The organism is Thalassobaculum salexigens DSM 19539 (genome assembly GCF_000423805.1).
Classification (GTDB): Bacteria; Pseudomonadota; Alphaproteobacteria; order Thalassobaculales; family Thalassobaculaceae; genus Thalassobaculum; species Thalassobaculum litoreum.
Genome location: NZ_KE384094.1, coordinates 62,750 through 84,810 on the forward strand (window position 1 = coordinate 62,750; position 22,061 = coordinate 84,810).

The 22,061-nt window shown below is 66.4% G+C and carries 18 protein-coding genes; 11 read left to right on the forward strand and 7 right to left on the reverse strand.

The annotated features are described in order from the left end of the window. Positions 1-246 precede the first annotated feature (246 nt). The 4 genes from G578_RS28550 to G578_RS26605 are packed head-to-tail and all read right to left on the reverse strand — an operon-like array spanning position 247 to position 3,503. The gene (locus G578_RS28550) at positions 247-2,166 is read right to left on the reverse strand and encodes a hypothetical protein (protein ID WP_028795018.1); all 1,920 of its coding nucleotides are present in this window, start codon (positions 2,164-2,166) and stop codon (positions 247-249) included. Next, complete coding sequence (locus G578_RS28555) at positions 2,166-2,591, reverse strand: hypothetical protein (protein ID WP_028795019.1); 426 nt, start codon at positions 2,589-2,591, stop codon at positions 2,166-2,168. The genes G578_RS28550 and G578_RS28555 overlap by 1 nt, the downstream gene beginning before the upstream one ends. A 13-nt stretch (positions 2,592-2,604) precedes the next feature. Further along, positions 2,605-3,048, reverse strand: coding sequence for a flagellar biosynthesis regulator FlaF (gene flaF, locus G578_RS0115540; protein ID WP_038015221.1), 444 nt, complete (start codon positions 3,046-3,048; stop codon positions 2,605-2,607). 17 nt (positions 3,049-3,065) lie between these two features. Beyond that, entirely contained in the window at positions 3,066-3,503 is a 438-nt protein-coding gene (locus G578_RS26605; RefSeq protein WP_051244907.1) for a flagellar biosynthesis repressor FlbT, read from the reverse strand. 175 nt (positions 3,504-3,678) lie between these two features. Between G578_RS26605 and G578_RS0115550 the strand changes: the two genes are divergently transcribed. After that, on the forward strand, positions 3,679-5,442 hold the full coding sequence (locus tag G578_RS0115550) for a tetratricopeptide repeat protein (protein WP_038015126.1): 1,764 nt from the start codon (positions 3,679-3,681) through the stop codon (positions 5,440-5,442). 50 nt (positions 5,443-5,492) lie between these two features. Here the strand turns inward: G578_RS0115550 and G578_RS0115555 are convergent, their stop codons facing one another. Both G578_RS0115555 and G578_RS0115560 read right to left on the reverse strand, forming a co-directional pair. Continuing rightward, positions 5,493-6,323: a flagellin gene (locus G578_RS0115555; RefSeq protein WP_028795022.1), complete on the reverse strand. Its 831-nt coding sequence runs from the start codon at positions 6,321-6,323 to the stop codon at positions 5,493-5,495. Positions 6,324-6,621: 298 nt separating this feature from the next. Beyond that, positions 6,622-7,452, reverse strand: a complete 831-nt coding sequence (locus G578_RS0115560) for a flagellin (RefSeq protein ID WP_028795023.1) — start codon at positions 7,450-7,452, stop codon at positions 6,622-6,624. A gap of 454 nt (positions 7,453-7,906) precedes the next feature. On the opposite strand from G578_RS0115560, the gene G578_RS0115565 reads away from it, so the two are divergent. The 4 genes from G578_RS0115565 to sciP all read left to right on the forward strand — a co-directional run bounded on the left by G578_RS0115565 (position 7,907) and on the right by sciP (position 12,374). Beyond that, positions 7,907-9,697: a flagellar hook-length control protein FliK gene (locus tag G578_RS0115565; RefSeq protein ID WP_028795024.1), complete on the forward strand. Its 1,791-nt coding sequence runs from the start codon at positions 7,907-7,909 to the stop codon at positions 9,695-9,697. An 11-nt stretch (positions 9,698-9,708) separates the two neighbouring features. Then, the gene (locus tag G578_RS26610; protein WP_051244908.1) at positions 9,709-10,377 is read left to right on the forward strand and encodes a flagellar hook assembly protein FlgD; all 669 of its coding nucleotides are present in this window, start codon (positions 9,709-9,711) and stop codon (positions 10,375-10,377) included. 114 nt (positions 10,378-10,491) lie between these two features. After that, positions 10,492-11,781, forward strand: a complete 1,290-nt coding sequence (locus tag G578_RS0115575) for a flagellar hook protein FlgE (protein ID WP_028795025.1) — start codon at positions 10,492-10,494, stop codon at positions 11,779-11,781. A gap of 269 nt (positions 11,782-12,050) precedes the next feature. Continuing rightward, entirely contained in the window at positions 12,051-12,374 is a 324-nt protein-coding gene (gene sciP, locus G578_RS26615; RefSeq protein ID WP_084618949.1) for a CtrA inhibitor SciP, read from the forward strand. Positions 12,375-12,495: 121 nt separating this feature from the next. Here the strand turns inward: sciP and G578_RS0115585 are convergent, their stop codons facing one another. Next, positions 12,496-14,055, reverse strand: coding sequence for a tetratricopeptide repeat protein (locus G578_RS0115585; protein WP_028795026.1), 1,560 nt, complete (start codon positions 14,053-14,055; stop codon positions 12,496-12,498). 289 nt (positions 14,056-14,344) lie between these two features. Between G578_RS0115585 and fliF the strand changes: the two genes are divergently transcribed. From fliF to flhA, 6 genes are all read left to right on the forward strand, one after another. Continuing rightward, positions 14,345-16,030, forward strand: a complete 1,686-nt coding sequence (fliF, locus tag G578_RS0115590; protein ID WP_028795027.1) for a flagellar basal-body MS-ring/collar protein FliF — start codon at positions 14,345-14,347, stop codon at positions 16,028-16,030. Between the two features lie 122 nt (positions 16,031-16,152). Further along, on the forward strand, positions 16,153-17,010 hold the full coding sequence (locus G578_RS0115595) for a FliH/SctL family protein (protein ID WP_028795028.1): 858 nt from the start codon (positions 16,153-16,155) through the stop codon (positions 17,008-17,010). Positions 17,011-17,022: 12 nt separating this feature from the next. Beyond that, the gene (fliN, locus tag G578_RS0115600; RefSeq protein WP_028795029.1) at positions 17,023-17,394 is read left to right on the forward strand and encodes a flagellar motor switch protein FliN; all 372 of its coding nucleotides are present in this window, start codon (positions 17,023-17,025) and stop codon (positions 17,392-17,394) included. 65 nt (positions 17,395-17,459) lie between these two features. Next, on the forward strand, positions 17,460-18,317 hold the full coding sequence (locus G578_RS0115605) for a motility protein A (RefSeq protein WP_028795030.1): 858 nt from the start codon (positions 17,460-17,462) through the stop codon (positions 18,315-18,317). Positions 18,318-18,343: 26 nt separating this feature from the next. Then, complete coding sequence (gene flbD, locus G578_RS0115610; RefSeq protein WP_028795031.1) at positions 18,344-19,771, forward strand: sigma-54-dependent transcriptional regulator FlbD; 1,428 nt, start codon at positions 18,344-18,346, stop codon at positions 19,769-19,771. Between the two features lie 124 nt (positions 19,772-19,895). Next, positions 19,896-22,031 (forward strand): flagellar biosynthesis protein FlhA, encoded by a 2,136-nt coding sequence (gene flhA / locus G578_RS0115615; protein ID WP_028795032.1) that lies wholly within the window; start codon positions 19,896-19,898, stop codon positions 22,029-22,031. Positions 22,032-22,061: the final 30 nt, after the last annotated feature.

Below are 22,061 nucleotides of genomic sequence, written 5' to 3' on the forward strand. Positions count from 1 at the left end.
TTCTGTTCCTTCGTCAACTTTCTGCTGACCCCTGATCTCTGGCTCCCCGCCACGATCGCCGGCATTTGCCGGGTTGGGTCCGTCCGTTCCCACCCCCGCAAGGGGCGGGCCAAAACGGCTTGGAACAGAATTTTTCTTTAATTTTATATAGTTAGGAAAAAGGGCAGATTCTGCATGCCCGATGAAATCGGGTATGGCGGCAGAAACTCACCGGCTGATCGGGAAAAAACGTCCCGGTAAGAAGCGTCAATTCCGGGGTTGGGCGCGGGTCCGGAGCAGTCCGGCGGTACGCTCGACCGCGAGCGAGATGTCCATCGCCTCATCCCGCCGCAGGGTCGGCGTGACGTTGGCGAAGAAGAAATCGCGGTCGTCGAGGATGCTGTAGAACGAGGAGGCCAACCGGATCGTCGGGCATCCAAGGGCGGCGGCGAGCACGCACACGCTGGTCGCCGTCGACACCACGCCGTCCAATGCGGAGATCAGCGCGGCCACGCCGTCGAGATCCTCGAGCTGGTCCAGATCCTCCGGCCGCCACAGCTCGATCCCGTGCTCTCGGCGCAGGGAATCGAGCTCGTCCCGGCACTCGTCATATTGGAGACAGACGAAGCGATAGCCAGGAACCCGCAGGATCGGCAACATCTCCGGCAGCTCGGCATAATAGGCGGACCGCAGTCCGCCGCCCATCATGCTGCGCCAACACAGGCCGATCAGCGGTCCTTCTCCCCCGAGGCCGGCCACTCTCGCGCGCCATGCCGCCACCTTCGCCGGATCGGCCGTGAGATAGCCGCCCTGTGTCGACGGACGGGCGCGGTCGCGGCGATAGCGCGCCGGCAGGTCGCCGGCATGGATGTGCGAGGTAAGGCCGAGGGCCGGAACGACACCGGTATAGTCGTAGATCGCACCCTTTCCCTCGGCCCGGACCTGGCGGTCGATCAGCCTGAGGTCGGGGAATGAGCGGCGGAACAGCGGATGGAACCGCGGATCCGCTTCCACCACCGGGGCCGGACAGTCCGCCAGCAGATCCGGCAGACACGACATGAACAGCAGTTCGTCGCCGATCCCCTGCTCCGCCGCGACCAGCATGCCTTCTGCGGGCAGATCCGGACCGTCCACCCGCGGCGGCAGACCTACGGTCCGGTGGAACCGCGGCCCGGTCGTCCGCGCCGCCTCCAGATCCCAGCCGCGTCCGAGATCGCCGACCGCCTTCTCCACCTGGCCCCACAGATAAGCGAGTTCGCTGTCCTGCGGATGCGCCGTCCAGCCGGTCCGGGCGACCCGGCCGGCGAGATCGTACTGCGCTCGGCTGATCGCCGCCTGGGCCATCGACCAGGCACCGCCCCGATCGTCGGGCGTGACCAGCAGACCGCGCCGGGCGGCGGACTGGCTCGCGGAGAAATCGCCCTCGGCCCGCTCGGCCAAGGCCCGCTGCTCCCAGGCCGCGGCGGAAAGCGGCTGGATCATCGTGGCCCGCCTCGCCCATCGGCGACGCGAGGCCAAGCCGGCGGGCCGGTTGGCCGATTCACTCAGGAGCCTTGCCCCGTCGGCGTTCTGCGGGGCGGCCGCGACGGCCCGTCTGGCCCAGGCCCAGGCTTCCTGGCCGCGATCCGCCTCGCGGGCGGCGACGACGGCCGTCACCGCCAGTTCGGGCAGCAGCGGCAACAGCCTGCAGGCCTTCAGCGCCGCGGTCGCCGCCAGCGCCCACCGTTCCGCCTGCCCGGCCACCATAGCCAGACGCACCAGCGTCGTCGGCTGGTTCGGCTCCGAAACCGCCGCCCACCACGCGAAGGGTACGGCCGCCGCACTCCGGCCCGCCCGGGTCAGCGTGTCGGCCATGGCGAAGGCCGCGCGCCGTGTTCCCTGCGGGTCGACCACCAAGGCCCGGCGAAGGAGTTTCTCCGATCCCGGTCCATCGCCGAGTTCCGCCCTGGCCTGTCCCGCCAGTTCCAGAATCTGCGGCTGCAGCGGATCGAGGCACAGGGCCCGGCCGCACAACCGGATCTGGGTGCGGGCATCGCCGCCGATCACCAGGGTGACGAGCCGGGGATCCCCCGGAGCGGCGCAGATCGCCGCCCGGAACCAGTCCTGGGCCGCCGCAGAGCGCTGGGCCGCGCGGTCGGCAAGGCCTCGGCGCAGGGCCTGTTGCGCGATCGGGTCGAGCGGCCGCATCAGGCGTCGGCCGCCGTCGACGTCAACGTGGCAAGCATCGTCGCCGCGCGGCGGTTCAGCCGCAAGCCCCGGTCGGTCTCGTCCCGGTCGCCGAAGACGGCCGAACGTTGGAACGCACGCTGCGCCGGGCCGTCGTCCCGCAGACCGCGGTCGAGAGCGCCCAGATGGTTCCAGGCAGCTCCGCAAACCGGCCGCCGCTTGAGCGACGCCGTCACATGAGCGCGGCCGGTCGCCGCGGCACCTCGCTGAAACAGCGCCGTGCCGTAGAGATCCAATACATCGGCATGGGTCGGCAGATCTCTGAGAACCCGCTCATAGGCCTGCGCGGCGGCGAGCACATGGCCCCCGGTATGCCGATGAATCGACTGATTGAACAAAGTTGTGAGGGTTGTCTTGCGTTCGGTCGTGAGCGACTGCCCGGTCATGGACCGGTGCCGATCAGAATGAGTCGAGGGACGCCGAAATGCCCGGATCCGTCGCCGGTTTCTCGGCCTTGTCGTCCTGTTCGGCGCGACCGGGGTTTAGACCCCGCATGATCGCCTTGTTCACCGAAATGAGCGCTTCGATGTCGCCCTCACCCGACGTCACCAGGCCGGTCTCGCGCGACACCCATATTCCGAGGCTGACGATCGCTGCCCGCAATTCGCGCGGCAACATATTGCCTTCGGTGCCGACATCCTGAACGAACGTGTCCCAGACCTGATTGTTCCAGTTCAGCGCATCCATGACCTCGGCCATCGCCGTGGGCTTGGTGCGCGCGTCGGACATCCGCTGCTGGGCTTTCATGAGGGCAGAGGTAACCTGCCCGAGAAGCCGATACTCTACGTCTCGCGGAGACGCGGTATTCTTGATGGCTCTGTTGTAGGCGTCGTAGCTGGACATTCGGACTTCACCGTCCACTAAGGCGTTTCCAGAGCGATGCTCGGGCGTTCGGTCGTTTCTCCACGGCCAAATGCCAGCACCTGATCTTCATAGCTGATCAATGCTTTACAAGTCTTTAACGCGCGATAGTAGCGGGCGGCATTGGCGTCCTGAACGATGTGCAGCAGCGTCTTGCGCACCTCGTTGAACGTCGTCGCCTCCATGAAATCCTCGATCAATCTCATGAAGGTCGGGTAGTAGTCCTGACGGCCAGTCTCATCCAGATACATCAGCAGAAGCGTGAAATAGATCCGCTTGGCCGGGGTATCGGCCTCATGCTCCTGCATGATGTCCTTGCCCAGCAGGATCGTCGCCTCATTCTGCAACACCAGGGACGCGCCCTTGTTGCCGGCGACCATGACGGCGCCGTTGACGACGAACTTTTCCCCAGGCTTGATGTTGACCTTTAGTGGCATGCCTTAAATGTCGCATTCATTTTCCGACTGTCAAGCTAAGCTGGGAATCGACCAATGAAACGCGCTCGGCATCACAGCCTCCATGCGGATTTTCGCACGTGGCCGAATGATGCCCTGCCCGGCGCCGTGCGGTCGGCGGGCGCCGGCGGCCGACTCCGATTCGCTTTCCACTAGGATGACCGTCGCCGTTACCACCGCCTTGAGCGCCGGTCTGCATGCCCACCGGTTGGGGGACCTGAACAAGGCGATCGCGGTCTACGGCGCGGTCCTGGATCTGGCGCCCGATCATCCGACGGCCCGGCACCTGCGCGGCTTCGCGCTGCTCCAGAGCGGGCGGATTGCCGATGCCCGCCTCGACCTGCAGGCGGCCGTTCGGGCAGCGCCGACCAACGGCAACGCCTGGATGCACCTCTCCGTCTGTCTCGACCGGCTCGGCCAGTCTGCGACACAGACGGCACGCCGGGCGGTCCTTCTGCAGCCGGGTGGCCAGGAAGCCCTCGATGTCCTGGTGCGCCACCGATCCGGCGAGGATCGGGCCCTGCGTTGGCTGCTTGCCCTCGCCCCCGGCGACGCCACGGTCTGGCGCCGGGCGGGTCTTGCAAGAGCCCGTCGGACCCCTGCCTTTGCCGCGACCGATTTTCGACGCGCGCTCTGTCTTGCGCCGGCGGACCCGTGGATTGGGCTGGACCTTGCCGAGGTGGAGCGACGCATACTGAGACCGGAAACGGCTCTCATGCTGGCCGACCGGGCGCTCGTGGTTCTGCCGGCCGACCCGCGCGCCCTCGCCGATCGAGCCGCATCGGCGATCGAACTGGATGCCGTGTCCCCGGCCCTCGCCGACACACACCGCGCGGCCCTGCTGGACCCGGCGCATACGGCGGCCTGGGGCAACAGGGCCGAAACGCTCTACCGGCTGGCGCGGTATGAGGCCGCCGTGACATGCGGGAGCCGGGCCCGTGTGACGGCCCCGACCGATCCGGAGGTACTGGCGAATCTGGCGGCATACCGGCTGGCCACGGGAGATCTTGCCGGAGGCTGGCCGATCTTCCGGAACAGACCGGCCCGGCGGGGGATACCCGGTCCCGATCTGCCACGCTGGTCCGGCGAGGCCGGGGTCCGTCTGCTGGTCCTCACCGAACAGGGACTGGGCGACGAGCTTCTGTTCTCAACGCTGTGGAGCGACCTCGACCGACAGCTGGCACAGGGACGTCTCGCGGCGGTGACGGTCGAGGCGGACGAACGGCTGATCCCGCTCGGCGCCCGGGCCCTGCCCCGCCTCGCCTGGCGGCGGCGTCTGCGCCCCAACCCGGCCGACGGGCCTTTCACCCATTGGTGTCTGGCCGGCGATCTCATGGAGCTGCTGCGCCCCGACATCGCAAGCTTCGCGGCGGCGAAACCCGGCCTGGCGCCGGACCCGAACCGGGTGGCGGAATGGCACGGCTGGTTGGATCGGGAGACCCGCCGGCGGCCCGCGATCGGCCTCTGCTGGCGGTCGGGCAGCCGGGCCGGCCATCGTCGCCGTCACTATCCGACCCTCGGCGACTGTGCGGCTCTTCTGAGCCTCACGAACCGGTTCTTTGTTGTTCTTCAATATGATGACTGTCGCTCTGACCTTGAAGGGCTGGCGCTCGGCACCGGCACGGAGATCGTCCTGCCGCCCGATCTCGACCGGCACGACGACCAGGAAGGGGTTGCCGCCTTGATGGCGGCCCTGGATCTGGTGGTCAGCGCCGATACAGCCGTGCTGGCGCTCGCCGGAGCCCTCGGCGTGCCGGCGGTCGGCTTCTCCCTGCACCCTGGATGGGTCGCCCTGGGCCAGGGCCGCCAGCCCTGGTTCCCCAGAATAGAGCGGGTCTTCCGACCGCCGGACATGCCGTGGCCGGAGGCCATGAGCGAGGTGGCGCGGACGGTGGAGCGGGTACTTTCGGATCGGACATAAAAAAAGGGCCGGACTTTCGTCCGGCCCTGACTTTTGTATCGGCGATCCGATTAACGGAACAGACCCAGCAGGGACTGCGGCCGCTGGTTGGCGATGCCCAGCGTCTGGATCGACAGCTGCTGCTGAACCTGCAGCGACGTCAGAGCCGCGGACTCGCGCGCCAGATCGGCGTCGACGATGTTGCCCAGACCTTCTTCGGTCGCGTCAGAGATCTGCTCCAGGAAGGTGGTCTGCAGATTCAGAGCGCGAACCTCGGCACCCAGCGAGCCCAGCGCGGAGTTGACCACCGATTCCAGGTTGGAGAACTCGTTGGCAAGCACGCCCTGCGCGTTCGTCGCCGAGGTAACGTCACCGGCAGCCAGGGACAGCGTCGTGGTCCGAAGATCCTGAGCCGACAGCGTGAGCGTACCGCCTTCCAGGTTCGACAGGGTGTTGATGTCAACCGAACTACCACCGGTATCCAGCAGGTTGACGCCGTTGAACACCGAGTTGTCGATGAAGTTGGCGGCCTGAGAGAGCAACTGGTTGAAGTCGCTCGTCAGGATTTCACGCTGAGCGGTGGTGATGCCCTCGTTGGACAGCTCGGTCAGCTTCGAGCGGATGTCGGTCAGCAGGTTGGAAACACCGGTCGCACCGGCGACGGCCACCTGGCCGATACCCTTGGCGTTATTCAGACCCTGGGTGACGGCGGACAGCCCCTTCAGCTCGCCGCGGATACCCTGGGCGATGGAGAAGTTGGACGCGTCATCGAGAGCACCGGCAACCTTCAGGCCCGTCGACACGCGATTCTGCGTGGTGTCGAGGTTCCGGTTGACCGAGTTCAGGGTCCGGAGAGCGGCGAAGATGGACGGATTGGTATTAATGGAGTTCTGAACAGCCATTGTGGCCTCCTCGTTCTAAGGACACGGACATTTTGTCCGAAAAGGGGGTCAACGGACCCCAGAGCACCAACACGTTTGCCCCGCGCGCATCATCCAGTCAACCGGATTCTTCGGTCGACGACGACGCCGCAGGGGCCGAGGCCACATCGCGTTGGGCTGAAAAACAGCTAAGAGAATGGATTCTTTTGAAATTCTCGAACTATGACGTCGCTACGCTCTCCTCGATTTTTTTTCGGGGTGGGGGTGGAGCCGGCGGCTCCACCCCACGTGATGTTGTCGCTTTCGCGCTTCGGGTGGCTTACCCGAACAGCCCCAGCAGGGTCTGCGGACGCTGGTTGGCAATGCCGAGCGTCTGGATCGACAGCTGCTGCTGCACCTGCTTGGAGGTCAGTCGGGCCGACTCGCGTGCCAGATCGGCATCGACGATGTTGCCCAGGCCTTCCTCGGTCGCGTCCGAGATCTGCTCCAGGAAGGAGGTCTGCAGCTCAAGAGCCCGAACCTCCGCACCCAGCGAACCCAGGGCCGCATTCACGACCGACTCCAGGTTGGCGTACTCGTTGGCGATGACGCCCTGTGCGTTGGTCGCCGAGCTGACATCGCCAGCCGCCAGAGACAGGGTCGTGGTCCGCAGATCCTGTCCCGTCAGGGTCAGCGTGCCGCCCGTCAGGTTCGACAGTGTGTTCACATCCGGCGAGGCGTTCGTGGTGTCCAGCAGGTTGACGCCGTTGAACACCGCGTTGTCGATGAAGTTCGCCGCCTGAGACAGAAGCTGGTTGAAGTCCGTGGTCAGGATATCACGCTGCTGAGTGGTGATACCTTCGTTCGAGAGCTCGGTCAGCTTCTGACGCACTGTCTGCAGCAGATCTGAAATGCCGGTTGTGCCGGCGATAGCCACCTTTCCGATGCCCTTCGCGTTGTTCAGACCCTGGGTGACCGCTCCGATTGCCTTGAGCTCACCGCGGATGCCCTGGGCGATGGCGAAGTTCGACGCATCGTCAAGAGCACCAGTGACCTTCAAGCCGGTCGACACACGGTTCTGGATGGTGTCGAGGGTCCGGTTGACGGAGTTGAGGTTACGCAGGGCCACGAAGGAGGCCGGGTTCGTATTGATAGAGTTCTGCACAGCCATGGTTCTGTCCTCGTTCTAAGGATGGATTGACCGGCTTTTTGCCGGACCGAAAACGGATCACTCCGTCTCGTGAACCCTTAAATCACATCCCCAACCCTATCGTCAAGCATTTTAGATAAAAAAAAGATGTATTTTATATAATGACAGACCGCCGAATTCGCGAACGGCACCCTGCATGCATCGTGCCGGGACGGAATATCGGGACCTGCCGGCATCCGGTCGGCCGAAACCACGGCCCCTCCCCGCACAGTTTCAGGTCAGGGCGGCAAGGCTTGCCGTCCCTCGCCCCCTGACCCGGCAAGTTCTGCCACCCACCGAGCGCGCCGGATCGCCGCCTCCGGGCGCTCGGGCGGAAAATCCTCGAAATCCGCGGATTTTCTCCACCGAGAGGCCCGATCGAAACTGGCCCGGCCCTTGCAAAGCCCTTAGCGACAATGATCAGGCAGGTGGGATCATGGACCTCAACGCGATCGATCCACGGGCATCGTCCCTGGCGGCGGACAGCCGCAAATCCAAGTCGTCGACCGGCGACGCCTTCCAGGGCGTGATGCAGATGATGGCGAAGATTGACGAGAACCGAAGCGAGAACCAGGCGCGGGAGCGCAACGAGCCGACGCGCCCGTCGCAGGCCGACCGGACGGAGCGTGAGCCCCGCGCGGATCGCAAGGAAAAGGCGACGCGTAAGGACGAGGCCACCCAGACCGAGGCCGAGACCGAGAAGGACGCGCCGACGGAAAAGACCACCGCCGCCGCCGAACCGGTCGGAGCACCGGCAGTCGTCGACATGCCCCCGCCGGCCCCGGTCCGGACCGCAGGCACGGATCAGGCCGTCGCACCGGGCACGCCAGGCGACGCCGAAGTCGATGTTGTCGCTGAAACGACCGAACAGCCGGCAGAGGCCGCCGCGAAGGCTGCAGAGCCCGCCACGCCGGCAGAGCCAGGAAAACCGCAAGACCCGGCAGCGGTCGCCGCAGCAGCGGCGCAGCCGGCATCCGCCCCTCCTCAGTCCGCCCCTCCTCAGTCCGCCGCGGCCCAACCGGCCGCGCAGTCGACGCAGGCTCCGGTGGCACCGCCGACGGATGATGTTGCCGCCCTGGCCCGCCAGGCGATGGGCCAGCGCGACCGGATCGATCCGGCCGCCAGCTCGACCGGCACCCAGAAGACCGGCGACACCCAGACCGCCGGAGACGCCCAGAAGCCCAACACCGCGTCCGGCCGTGCCGACTCCCTGATGGGAGCGAAGGTAACGGTGGAGACGCCGGTTCCGGTGGCGCGGTCGCAGGGCGTGTCGTCCGCGGTCCTCGTCCAGGCTCAGCAGGCGGCGGCCGGCGGTCAGGTCCAGACGTCGAACGCCAATGGCGGGGCCGGGACGCTGCACGTGGGCGGCAACCAGCCCACCTTCGTCGGCGCCGACGGATCCGCGGCGAACTCGGCGAACGGCCAGGGCGCCAACGGCAACAATGCCGGCGGCCAGAACGGCGGCGCCAACAACCAGTCTCAGAACCAGGGTCAGGGCGGTCAGCCCAACCCGCAGCAGGTCGGGATCAGCTTCGGCGCGACGATCGGCCAGCGCGGTTTCGGTGGCGACGCCTCGCGGGCCCAGTTCCAGGAAATTCTCGCCACCCGGACCGCGCGGGCCCAGCCCGTGTCTCTTGCCGGCGGCGAGGCCGGACGCCCGACGGGCGCCTCCTCCTCATCGACACCCATGACCATGGCCGGGGTTGGCGGACCCCAGAGCACGCATACCTCCGCCTCTCCGGCCGACCGGGCGGCCGCAACCGCTCATGGCCGGCCGGGTGCCAATCTGGGCACCCCGGCCGACCAGGTCGCCATGAAGATGTCCGCCACGGCCAAGGATGGTGGCGGCAAGGTGACGATCCGACTGAGTCCGGAAGAACTGGGCAAGGTCGACATCAAGATGGAGATCTCCAAGGACGGTCTGGTCCGAGCGGTGGTTGCCGTGGACCGACCGGAAACCCTGGAACTGCTCCAGAGGGACGCCAAGGGTCTGGAACGGGTCCTCCAGGACGCCGGGCTGCAGACCGACGGTGAGTCCCTCGAATTCGATCTGCGCGGCGGCAGTGACCATGCCGACGACGCCGATGACGGAGCCGGCGGCAATGGACCGGCTGACGGGGAGCTTGCCTCCCAGAGCATCGATGGCGACGGGGTCGCCGCAGACCAACAGGGCGATGAGGGGTCCGGCGGCATCAAGGCCGACGGCAGCCTCGATCTCGTCGCCTAGGAGGTAAGGACATGGACGTCTCAAGCACGACCGGCACCAGCAGCAGCTCGGCCGCACCAACCTCGATGACCGGACTGGCGGATCAGTACGATCAGTTCCTGACCCTGCTGACCACCCAGCTGCAGAACCAGGATCCGCTGAATCCCATGGACAACAAGGACATGGTGAACCAGCTGGTCAACTTCGCGTCGGTGGAACAGCAGATCAAGCAGAACGACAATCTCGAGTCCCTGATCGGACTGCTGAACTCGAGCGCCGACGCTGCCGCCTTGTCCTATATCGGCAAGGACGTGCAGGTCGAAGGCGACATCACCCATTACGATGGCGAGAACCCGGTCACCTTCGGCTACACGCCGCCGAAGGACACCCAGGAACTCGCCGTCAAGATCTACGACAGTGCGGGCAAGGTGATCCGCGAGTTCGAAGGCAGCACGAGCAGCCAGCGACACACGGTCACCTGGGACGGCACCGATCAGAACGGCGATCCGACCGAGCCCGGCCTCTATTACTTCGCCATCGCTGCCGAGAATTCCGAAGGCGATACGGTTCACGGGACTGTCGATATCACCGGCCGGGTCACCGGAACCGGAACCTCCGACAGCGGCCCGACCCTGATGATCGGCGATGCCGAATACTCACTGGGCGAAGTCATGGCGGTCCGCGGGGCCGGCAACGCCTGACCTGAATATCCGGCCCCAGAAGGCGGCCGATCTCCCTAGCCAGAAGGCGCCAGATCAAGCTTCCCGATGCGGACGGCGGTCCAGACCGCGCGCATCCCATGGAGGATAAGAAAAATGAGCGGTATTTACGGCGGCTTGTTCGCTGGCGTGGCGGCCATCAGCGCCCAGTCCACTGCCTTCGCGGCCATTTCAGACAACATCGCGAACGTGAACACGGTCGGCTACAAGGAGACCCGGGTCCGCTTCCAGACCCTGGTGACCGAGTCGGCCAGCGACACCCAGTTCGCGCCGGGCGGCGTCATCGCCCGTCCCTTCACCGACCCCGAAAAGCAGGGCCAGATCCAGGGCACCACGTCGGACACCGACCTGGCGCTGATCGGCGAAGGCTTCTTCGTCGTCAACCAGAACGACGGCTCCGACGGCGAGTTCCTGTTCACCCGCGCCGGGTCCTTCAACCAGGACGAGGACGGCAATCTGGTGAACACCGCAGGCTATTATCTGCAGGGCTGGCGCACCGACACCTCCGGCAACATCGTCAATGCCACCACCCAGGACCTGCTCACCAGCCTGGAGACCGTGAACCTGACGGGCTTCAGCGCGATCGCCAATCCGACCACGCGGATGAACATTGCTGCCAACCTGCCGGCCGCCTCGGCCACCGGCACCACGGCGACGACCAACCTGACGATCTTCGACTCGCTGGGCACCGACCACCTGCTGACCGTCAACTGGACCAAGTCGGCAGTGGCCAACACCTGGACCTATACGGTCGACCTCACGAACTCCAACGGCAACACCAACCAGGTCGCTGCTGCCCAGACCGTGCTGTTCAACGGCGACGGTACGCTGGAGAGTGTCGACGGCACTGCGGGCGCATCGGGCGCGACCGCTTCCACGACGTTGACGATCCCGGCCAACCTGTTCTCCACTGGTGCGAATGCCTCCACGCCCACGGTCATCTGGGGCACGTTTGACAGCTCCACCGGTCTCGGGCAGTTCGACGATATCTATGAAGCGACTCTGCTGAACCAGGACGGTTCCGGCCCGTCGGACCTGCTGCAGGTCGATATCGATGACGATGGCCTGGTCACCGGACAGTTCCGAAACGGCGAATCGCGTGCGCTGTACCAGTTGGCCCTGGCATCGGTCCCCGCCGCCACCGAGTTGCGTCAGGAGAGCGGCAACGCTTACGCCCTGTCCAACGACTCCGGCGAACTCGTCCTGGGCAGACCCGGCACACAAGGATTGGGCTTCGTCCAATCGGAGGCGCTGGAACGCTCGACGGTCGACATCTCCGCGGAATTCACCGACCTGATCATCACCCAGCGCGCCTACTCGGCCGCCACCCGGGTCATCACGACCGGTGACGAGCTGCTCGACGAGATCATCCGCGTTAAGCGGTAATCGGAGCCCCCGCTAACGATACCGCTTTCCTTAGCCCCGGCCTTCGGGCCGGGGCCCTTTTCCCGATGAACCAGTTTCCCGGAAAGCCCGTTTCCCGGAAAGCTCCGCCCCGTACCAGCTTTTTTGTCGTTTCGTCCCCGCCCCGGTCCGCCGGCGGCGGCGCTTTCGCGTGACGGCATATAAATTGCGCCAACCGTCCCTCAGCTTAGCCTTTTGTTAAGCCGACGATGGCATCTTCAGGTCACCGATACCAACACACGTACCGGACCATGACCGCACATTCGACATTTGACTATGCACCCGCCAACTCGGACCTTGCCCAGGATGACCGGGCCACAGAGGTCGTCGGGCCGGACGGGACCCTCCTCAGCCTGGAGGATCTTCCCCCGCGGGACACCCAGCGATGGGTCATGCGACGCAAGGCGGAAGTGGTGGCGGCCGTTCGCGGCCGCATGCTCACCGTGGAGGAAGCCTGTGAACGGTGGAATCTGAGCGAGGAGGAGTTCGCCTCCTGGCAGCGCCTGATCGATCGCCATGGCGTCCGCGGCCTGCGGGCGACCCGCATTCAGCAGTATCGCCGCAAGTCGAGCTGACCGCACTCCGCTCCGCGTCGCCGATGCGGCGCCGAGCGGTGTGAGGCCGCCGTTTATAGAGAAGATCGTACGGTGATGGGATCACTTGTGATCGCGTCAGCGTGCGTGAATCATCTCTCTCTTATTGTTTTCGGGTCAAATCACCCACGACCTTCGCGATCTCCCGCATCAGCCCGCTCCATGGTTCGCTGGGACGCTTTCCCATGGGCCGGATGGACGGAAACCAGGGATCGGTGCCGTCGATCGGATAACCTTTCGGGATCGGTCGGCCGAAGAACTCGATGCCGGGCGTCGACACACCGCCGGCGATCGTCGCCACCGAGGTATTGGCGCTGACGACGAAATCGAGCGCCCGGGTCAGGGCGGCCGACCCGTCCAGATCATCGAACAGGTCGAGATCCTCGACCGCATGGACCGTCACGCCGAACCTGTCCTTCACCTGGGCCAGCTCCTCACGCGCGTCGTCGTACTGAAGGTTGACGAACACGATATCCTTCAGCCGGAACAGCGGCGCCAGATCCTCGATCGCCGCATACATGTCGGAGCGCAGGCGGCCGCGCAGGCCGCTGCGCCAGGACAGGCCGACCTTCGGTCCCGGACCGAGCGCCGCCAGGCGGTCGGCGAAGGCCGCGACGCGCCGGGGATCGGTCTTCAGCAGCGTGCGGTCCCGGGGGAAATCCGTGCGCGTGCGGCGGACATACTGGCCCAGACTGCCGGTCGGCAGGGTGACGTCGAACACCTCCTCGCCGCGATCGACCGCCAGATGGCGGGCCTCGACGAGCGTCAGGCCGGGAAAACTGCGCGCGAAGAGCGGCATCAGCTTGGCCGAGCATTCCAGGGTGATGTCGCCGCCGCGCGCCGCGATATCCTGGACCATTGTGGCGAAGCGCAGCTCGTCGCCGATGCCCTGCTCGCGGAACAGGAACACGCGCTTGCCCGCAAGCGAGTCGGGCAGCGGGGCGGTCACCGCGATCTGCCGCAGCGAGCCGGCATAGGTGCCCGACAGGAAGCGCCACTCGTGCAGCGGCCAGCCCTCCGACCAGTTGCCCTGCCAGAGCTGGTTCATGCCGTAGTGGAAATTCGCCACCGGATGGGCCGGAACCTCTTTAAGCGCGCGCTTGAAATTGCGATCGGCCGCCCCGTACTCACCGACCCGGGACAGCACGGTGGCATAGTTGATCACCGCGTCGATCGGCCCACCGCTGCGCTTCAGCGCCTCGCGGAAATGCGGCAACGCCTGATAGGGCCGGTCGATCGAGTTGAGGACGCTGCCGAGATTCTGGCGGATGCCGGGGTGGCCGGGTTCAAGCTTCACCGCCTCCTCGTTGGCGCGCACCGCATCGTCCCACAGGTCGAGATCCTGCAGCGCGTTGCCCAGGTTCGACCAGGCCGTCGAGGATTTTGGGTTCACGGCGACCGAGCGGCGCAGCAGTTCCGCCGCCGTCTGGTGCTGGCGCATCGCCCGGGCGACGATCCCCATCCCCATCAGGGCGTCCGGGTGCTCGATATCCTGATCCAGCACCGCGCGAAAGCGCGCCCGGGCGCCGTCGATATCCCCCGCCTCATAGGCCGCGATTCCGGCCTGGACCAGGGCCGCATGCTGCTGCGCCAGTGGATTGCGCGGATCGGCCCAACGCGGCGGCGGCTGCCGTGATCCAGGCGTCTTAGCGCCTCGCGCCATTGCACACTCCCCCGCTAACTGGAGCCAACTGGTTCAGTTGGCACTCAAACGATCGCCTCTAATTACCTGTTAACTTTTACAGAAAACAATGATAGCTTGGGTAGGAAAATTTTGCCCACATAGCCATGGACAATGGTGCCAGGGTTTTGTATAAAATTTTACAGAAATTAACGGCAGCATCACAGCCGCACAACGTCGGAGACGCCGGCCAGGCCGACGGAGACACCGTTCGTGCCAGCGCCCGTTTCGAGGTCCGCCTTCGGGCCCGCTTTGGGGGAAGTGACCGATCATGAATCCGTTTGCCGATCTCGTTCGAAACCTCGGGCCGGTCCGTCTGGCGGCACTCGCCGGAACGGCGCTCGCCGTTGTCGGGTTTTTCATCTTCCTGGTCTCGCGCCTTTCGAGCGGCAGCATGTCGCTGCTCTATTCGGACCTCGATCCGGCCGATAGCGGCGCCATCGTGCGCGAGCTGGAGAGCCGGAGCGTGCCCTACCAGCTCAAGGCCGGCGGCACCCAGGTGTTCGTGCCGTCCGATCAGATGCTGAACCTGCGCGTCAGCCTGGCCGAGCAGGGCATTCCCGGCGGCGGTGGCGTCGGCTACGAGGTCTTCGACGAGAGCCAGGGCCTCGGCACCACCAGCTTCGTCCAGAACGTCAACCTGGTCCGCGCCCTGGAAGGCGAGCTCGGCCGCACCATCGCGTCGATCCGCAACGTCCGCGCCGCCCGCGTCCACCTGGTGCTGCCGCGCCGCGAGCTGTTCTCGCGCCAGCAGCAGGAGCCGAGCGCGTCGGTGGTGCTGCAGACCAACGGCACGCTGCGACCGGGCAAGGAAGAGATCCTGGCGATCCAGCACCTGGTCGCGGCCGCCGTCCCCCAGTTGACGCCGGAGGGCGTGTCGATCCTGGACGACCGCGGCCAGCTTCTGGCCCGCGGCTTCGGCGAGGAAGGCTCCGCCGCCCTGGCGCTGCAGAACGCCGAGGAGATGCGCACCGCCTTCGAGAACCGGCTGCGCCAGCAGATCGAGGAACTGGTCGAACAGACCGTCGGCCTCGGTCGCGTCCGCGCCGAGGTGACGGCGGAGATCGACTACGACCGGCTGACCGAAAGCCGGGAGCGCTATAATCCGGACGAAGTGGTCGCCCGCTCGACCCAGGCGATCGAAGAGACCAGCAACGAGTCCGAGCGCGCCGGCGAGGACACGGTCACGGTCCAGAACAATCTGCCGGAAGCCGACGTCAACAACGGCGGCAACACCAACACCTCGAACCGCCAGCAGAACCGCACCGAGGAGACCACCAACTACGAGATCTCCCGCACCGTCACCGAGCGGGTGAAGGAAGGCGGCGAGGTGCAGCGGCTGTCGGTCGCGGTGCTGGTCGATGGCAACTATACGCGCAACGACGACGGCGACCGGGTCTATGAGCCGCGCAGCCAGGAGCAGCTCGACGCGATCGAGACGCTGGTGAAGTCGGCCATCGGTTTCAACGACGACCGCAACGACGTGGTCGAAGTCGTGAATATGGAGTTCGTGAAGCTCGATCCCGGCGAACTGGACGACGGATCGCTGCTGTTCGGCATCTCCAAGGAGGAGCTGCTGCAGCTCGCCGAGGTGCTGGTGCTGGCGGTGGTCGGTCTGCTGGTCATCCTGCTGGTGGTCCGGCCGGTCCTCACCCGTCTGTTCGAGAGCATGCCGACGACCTTGGCCGGCGGCGCCGGCGGCGCCGGCAGCCTGATGGGCGGCGGCGAGATGGCGCAGCTGGCCGGCCCCGGCGCCACCGCCGACATGGCCGAACTGCTGGAGGGCGAGGAGGATGCCGAGGAAAGCCTGCTCGACCAGATGATCGACATCAATCAGGTGGAGGGCCGCGTGCGTGCCTCGTCCCTGCGCAAGATCGGCGAAATCGTCGACAAGCACCCGGAAGAGGCCGTGGCCATCATCCGGAACTGGATGTACCAGGAAGGGGCCCAGACCTGATCGGCACCGCCGGGCGTTCTCCGGGACGGCCGCCGCGGCGGGTCGCATGGAGCGCAACGGGACTGTTAGGGTGGGCGCGTTGACGGTGGCGCGGATGCCGCCGGAATGGGGAGCGACTGTGCATGGCCAAGCCTAAGACCAAGCCGAAGCCATTCATGTTCGACTACAGCTTCGACGACGGAGCCGACGAGGCGCGTCTGGCCGCCGAGCAGGCCGCCCGGAACGCGGCGGAGCAGGCGGAGGCGAACAGGCCGCCGACCTTCACCGTGGAGGAACTCGAGACCGCCAAGGCCGAAGCCTATGCCCAGGGCCGTCAGCAAGGCATGGACGATGCCATGGCCGGCATCGAGCAGCAGGTCGCGCGCACCCTCGACGCGGTATTCTCGCGCATCTCCAAGGTGTTCGAGCAGCATAGCGACTGGACCAAGCAGATGGAGAGCGATGCGGCCCGGCTCGGCCTGGCGGTGATCGGCCGTCTGGCGCCGGAGCTGGCCCGGGAGCGGGAACTGCCGGAGGTGGAGGCGGTCATCCGCGAGGCGTTCGGCTTCCTGACCGAGCAGCCCAAGGTGATGATCCGCGTCGCCAAGGAACTGGAGGAGCCGCTGTCCGGCAAGGTCGAACTGATGGCCTCGCGCGTCGGCTACGAGGGCCAGGTGGTGCTGGTGGGCGATCCGGACCTGCCGATCGACGACTGCCGCGTCTCCTGGCAGGCCGGCGCCGTGGAACGGTCCCTGGACGATGTCTGGGGCCAGATCGAACAGATCACCGAGCGGGTGCTCACCGGCGCGCCGACGCGGTCGAAGACGGAAGCCCCGGCCGAGATCTCCGTCCCGACGCCGGCGCCGGACAGCGCCGACGAGCAGGAGAGCGCCGCCGAGCAGGAGAGCGTCGACGAGAGGCCTGCGGAGGCCTCCGGGGCCGAATCCGACGAGATGGGCGCGGAGCAATCCGCGGCCGACCCGCAATCCATTCCCGCCTGATAGGAGGACGCCATGTCCGACGACGATCTCAATCTCGACGACCTGGACGACGACGACATGGCGGCGGCCATGGCCCAGCAGGACGCCGAGGAACCCGAAGAGGTGTTCGGCGACGACGGCAAGGGCCAGATCACGGCGCGCGAACTGGAGGCGGTCTACGACATCCCGGTTCAGGTCTCCGCCGTGCTCGGCAAGACCAGCATGCAGGTCAGCCAGTTGCTGAAGCTCGGCCGCGGCGCCGTGGTCGAACTCGACCGCAAGGTCGGCGAGGCCATCGACATCTACGTGAACAACCGCCTCGTCGCCCGCGGTGAAGTGGTGATCGTCGACGAACGGCTCGGCGTGACCATGACGGAAATCATCAAGTCCGACCGGCCGGCCTGATGGCCGATCGCGGGCAGTGACGGACCGGAGAGGGCCACACCGTGCCGGATGACGGAGAACGACGCATGGCGGATGCGGATTACGTGCCTTCCCGCGCTGCCCCGCAGGCCGGCGGGGGAACGGTGTCCTATGACGTGCCGTCGACCGGCACGACGGTTGACGGCGCGCTGCTTCTCGGCCTGATCACCGCCTTCGTCCTGGTCGCCGCGGCGATGATGTGGAGCGGCTCGCTGGCGGCGTTCTGGAACCTGCCGAGCATCCTGATCGTGCTGCTGGGCACCATGGCGGTGACCACGGTCTCGTTCTCCATCGGCGAGGCGTTCGGCGTCGTTCCGCTGATCTTCCGTACCATCTTCCCGCCCCAGCGCGACGGCCGCCGGGCCTGCGAGCGGGCGATGAGCCTGGCCGAGATCGGACGGCGGGCCGGCGTGCTCGCCCTCGACGCGATCCTGCCGCAGCTCGAAAACGAGCCGTTCCTGCAGCGCGCCGTCGCCATGGCGGTGGACGGCGCCAACCCGGACCAGATCGAGGAAGTGCTGCACACCGAGATCGAGGCGACCACCGAGCGCATGACCCGGTCGGCCAACGTGCTGCGCCGGGCGGCCGAAGTCGCCCCGGCCATGGGCCTGATCGGCACCCTGGTCGGCCTGATCCAGATGCTGTCGACCCTGAACGACCCGAACAGCATCGGACCGGCGATGGCGGTGGCGCTGCTGACGACCTTCTACGGCGCGGTGATGGCCTACATGATCTTCGCGCCGGTGGCGGCGAAGGTGGACCGCAACGCGGCCGACGAGCGGCTGATCCAGCAGATCTACATGGTCTGCGCGACCTCCATCGCCCGTCAGGAAAACCCGCGCCAGCTCGAAACCATGCTCAACACGGTCCTGCCGCCCTCGCAGCGGCTGACCTCTTACACTTGACCGAATAGCCCGTCGGAGACTGATAAATGCGTCTGTTGATCGTCGGAACCCTGGAAGGCCATATCAGCGCCGCCGGCCAAATCGCGCTCCAGCGCGGAGCGAAGGTCAGCCATGTGGACGGCATCGAGGCCGGGCTGAAGATTCTGCGCGAGGGGCCGGGCGCCGACCTGACCATGGTCGATATCCGCCAGCCCGTCGCCAAGATGCTGAAGCAGATGAAGCAGGAGCGGATCAACTGCCCTGTCGTCGCCTGCGGCGTGCAGTCCGATCCCGATGCCGCCGTCGCCGCGATCCGCGCCGGTGCCAAGGAATACATGCCGCTGCCGCCGAACGCGGAGCTGATCGCCGCCATTCTCGCCGCCGTGGCGGAGGAGCAGACCGCGGTCATCTTCCGCGATCCGATCATGGCCGGCGTGCTGAAACTCGCCGACCAGATCGCGCCGTCCGACGCCAGCGTGCTGATCACCGGCGAGTCCGGCACCGGTAAGGAGGTCCTGGCCCGCTACGTCCACGCCAAGTCGCGCCGCACGAACGAGAAGTTCGTCTCCGTGAACTGCGCGGCGATCCCGGACAATCTCCTCGAGTCGGAACTGTTCGGCCACGAGAAGGGCGCCTTTACCGGCGCCGTCGCCAAGCGCATCGGCAAGTTCGAAGAGGCCCATGGCGGCACCCTGCTGCTCGACGAAATCAGCGAGATGGACATCCGCCTGCAGGCCAAGCTGCTGCGCGCGATCCAGGAACGCGAGATCGACCGGGTCGGCGGCAGCACGCCGGTGAAGGTGGACATCCGCCTGATCGCCACCTCGAACCGCGACCTGGAGCGCCACGTCCAGAACGGGCACTTCCGCGAGGATCTGTATTTCCGGCTGAACGTGTTCAACCTGCAGCTTCCTGCCCTGCGCGACCGGCCAGGCGACATCCGCGCGCTCGCCAACCATTTCGTCAAGAAATACGCCGAGGCCAACGACACGCCCGAACGCTCGCTGACCGAGGGGGCCCTGGCCCGGCTGGAGAGCCATACCTGGCGCGGCAACGTGCGCGAGCTGGAAAACACCATGCACCGTGCCGTGCTGCTCGCCCATGGCGACGCGATCGACCTCGACGCCATCATCCTGACCGGCGAGGGCATGACGCCCGCCTCGCCGACGCCGGCCTTCTCCAGCGCGCCGCGCACGGAAGCGGCGGCCCCGCCGCCCACAGCACCGGCGCCTCAGGCACCGAGCGACACGGGCTCCGCCGCCGGAGCCGATACCGGCGGCCTCGTCGGGCGTACCGTCGCCGATGTGGAGCGGCACCTGATCATCGACACGCTGTCCCATTGCCTCGGCAACCGGACTCACGCGGCGAACATCCTGGGGATCTCGATCCGCACGCTGCGCAACAAGGTCAAGCAGTACACCGACGAAGGTTTCGAGGTTCCGTCGCCGGGCGACGGCGACCGGGTGGCCGGTTGAGGCCACGGATGATGCAACCTCCTCGCCTCCTCCTTTCCCGTCCGGCACTCCCGGTCCTTGTGCCGGGGAATGGTCGTGGGATCATTGATCAACCGTCCCCTCGACCGGGATGATGGGCTGAGCCATGGCGGATACCTCGAACCAGGCGGGCGGCGGCGGTAATCAGGGCGGCGGAGGCGGCGGTTTCTCCATGCAATCCCTGAGCCTGGAGAGCCTGTCCAAGCGCGGCGACATCCTGCTGGCCGGTGGCGTCATCGCCATCCTGTCGGTGCTGATCCTGCCGATGCCGACCTGGCTGCTGGATTTCAGCCTGGCGATCAGCCTGGTGTTCTCGGTGCTGATCCTGATGACGGTGATGTTCATCGAGAAGCCGCTGCAGTTCAGCGCCTTCCCGACGATCCTGCTGATCGCCACCATGCTGCGGCTGTCGCTGAACCTGGCGTCCACCCGGCTGATCCTGGGCGAAGGCCATACCGGCCCCGACGCCGCCGGACAGGTCATCGAGGCGTTCGGCAACTTCATGATGTCCGGCAATCCGGTCATCGGCGTGATCGTGTTCGCCATCCTGGTGCTGGTGAACTTCATCGTCATCACCAAGGGTTCCGGGCGTATCGCCGAAGTCTCGGCGCGCTTCAGCCTGGATGCCATGCCCGGCAAGCAGATGGCGATCGACGCCGACCTGTCGAGCGGCCTGATCAACGAGGACGAGGCCCGGAGCCGGCGCGAGGAACTGACCTCGGAGAGCAGCTTCTACGGCTCCATGGACGGTGCGTCGAAGTTCGTGCGCGGCGATGCCATCGCCGGCCTGCTGATCACCTTCATCAACGTGATCGGCGGCATGATCATCGGCATGGCGCAGAACGACCTGTCCTTCGCCGACGCGGCCAACACCTACACCGTCCTGACCGTCGGCGACGGACTGGTCAGCCAGATCCCGGCCCTGATCGTCTCGACCGCCGCCGGCATGCTGGTCACCAAGGCGGGCACCGTGGGGTCGGCCGACAAGGCGGTGTTCGGCCAGCTCGGCGGCTATCCCAAGGCCATGGCGATGAGTTCCGGGCTGATGGTGATCATGTCGACCCTGCCCGGCATCCCGATGCTGCCCTTCCTGATGATCGCGGCCGCGACGGGCGCCGCCTCCTACTACCTGTGGCGCAAGACCGAGAACGCCGCCCAGAGGGTGCTGGACGAAGCCGAGGTCGAAGCCTCCGCGCCGCCGCCGGAGGAGCCGATCGGTTCCGCCCTGCATATCGACCTGATCCGTCTGGAGCTGGGTTACGGACTGCTGCCGCTGATCAACGAGGCGACGGAAGGTCAGCGCTTGACCGACCAGATCAAGGCGCTGCGCCGGCAGCTCGCGATCGAGAGCGGCTTCATCATGCCGCAGGTCCGCATCCAGGATAACCTGCAGCTCGGCGCCAACGCCTATGTCATCCGGATCAAGGAGATCGAGGTCGGCACCGGCGAGCTGCGCCCGAACCGGCTGCTGGTGATGGATCCGGGCGGCGGTCAGATCGACCTGCCGGGAACCGCGACGCGGGAGCCGACCTTCGGCCTGCCGGCCATGTGGGTGGCGCCGGAGAACCGCGAGGAGGCCCTGTTCAAGGGCTATACGGTGGTCGATCCGTCGACGGTGATCACCACCCATCTCACGGAGACGATCCGCGACCACATGTCGGAGCTGCTGTCCTACGGCGAGACACAGAAGCTGCTGGACGAGCTGGCGCCGGAGCACCAGAAGCTGGTCGCCGACATCGTCCCGGGGCAGATCTCGCTGGGCGGGCTGCAGCGGGTCCTGCAGAGCCTGCTGAACGAGCGGGTGTCGATCCGCGACCTGCCGACGATCCTGGAAGGGGTCGGCGAGGCCGCCGGCTACAGCCGCAACGTCTCCACCATCACCGAGCACGTGCGCTCGCGGCTGGCGCGCCAGATCAGCGAATCCCAGGCCGGCGACGACGGAGTGATCCCGCTGGTGTCCCTGTCGCCGGAATGGGAGCAGGCCTTCGCAGAATCCATGGTCGGACAGGGCGACGACCGCCAGCTCTCCATGGCGCCGAGCCGGCTGCAGCAGTTCATCACCACGATCCGCCACCAGTTCGACAAGTACACCGCGATGGGCGAGCAGCCGGCGCTGCTGACCTCGCCGGCGATCCGGCCCTATGTCCGGTCGATCATCGAGCGGTTCAGGCCGCAGACCGTGATAATATCGCAGAACGAAATTCATCCGAAGGCGAAGATCCGCACCCTGGGGCAGATCTGACATCGTCCGGAACCGTACCAATATCGAGAT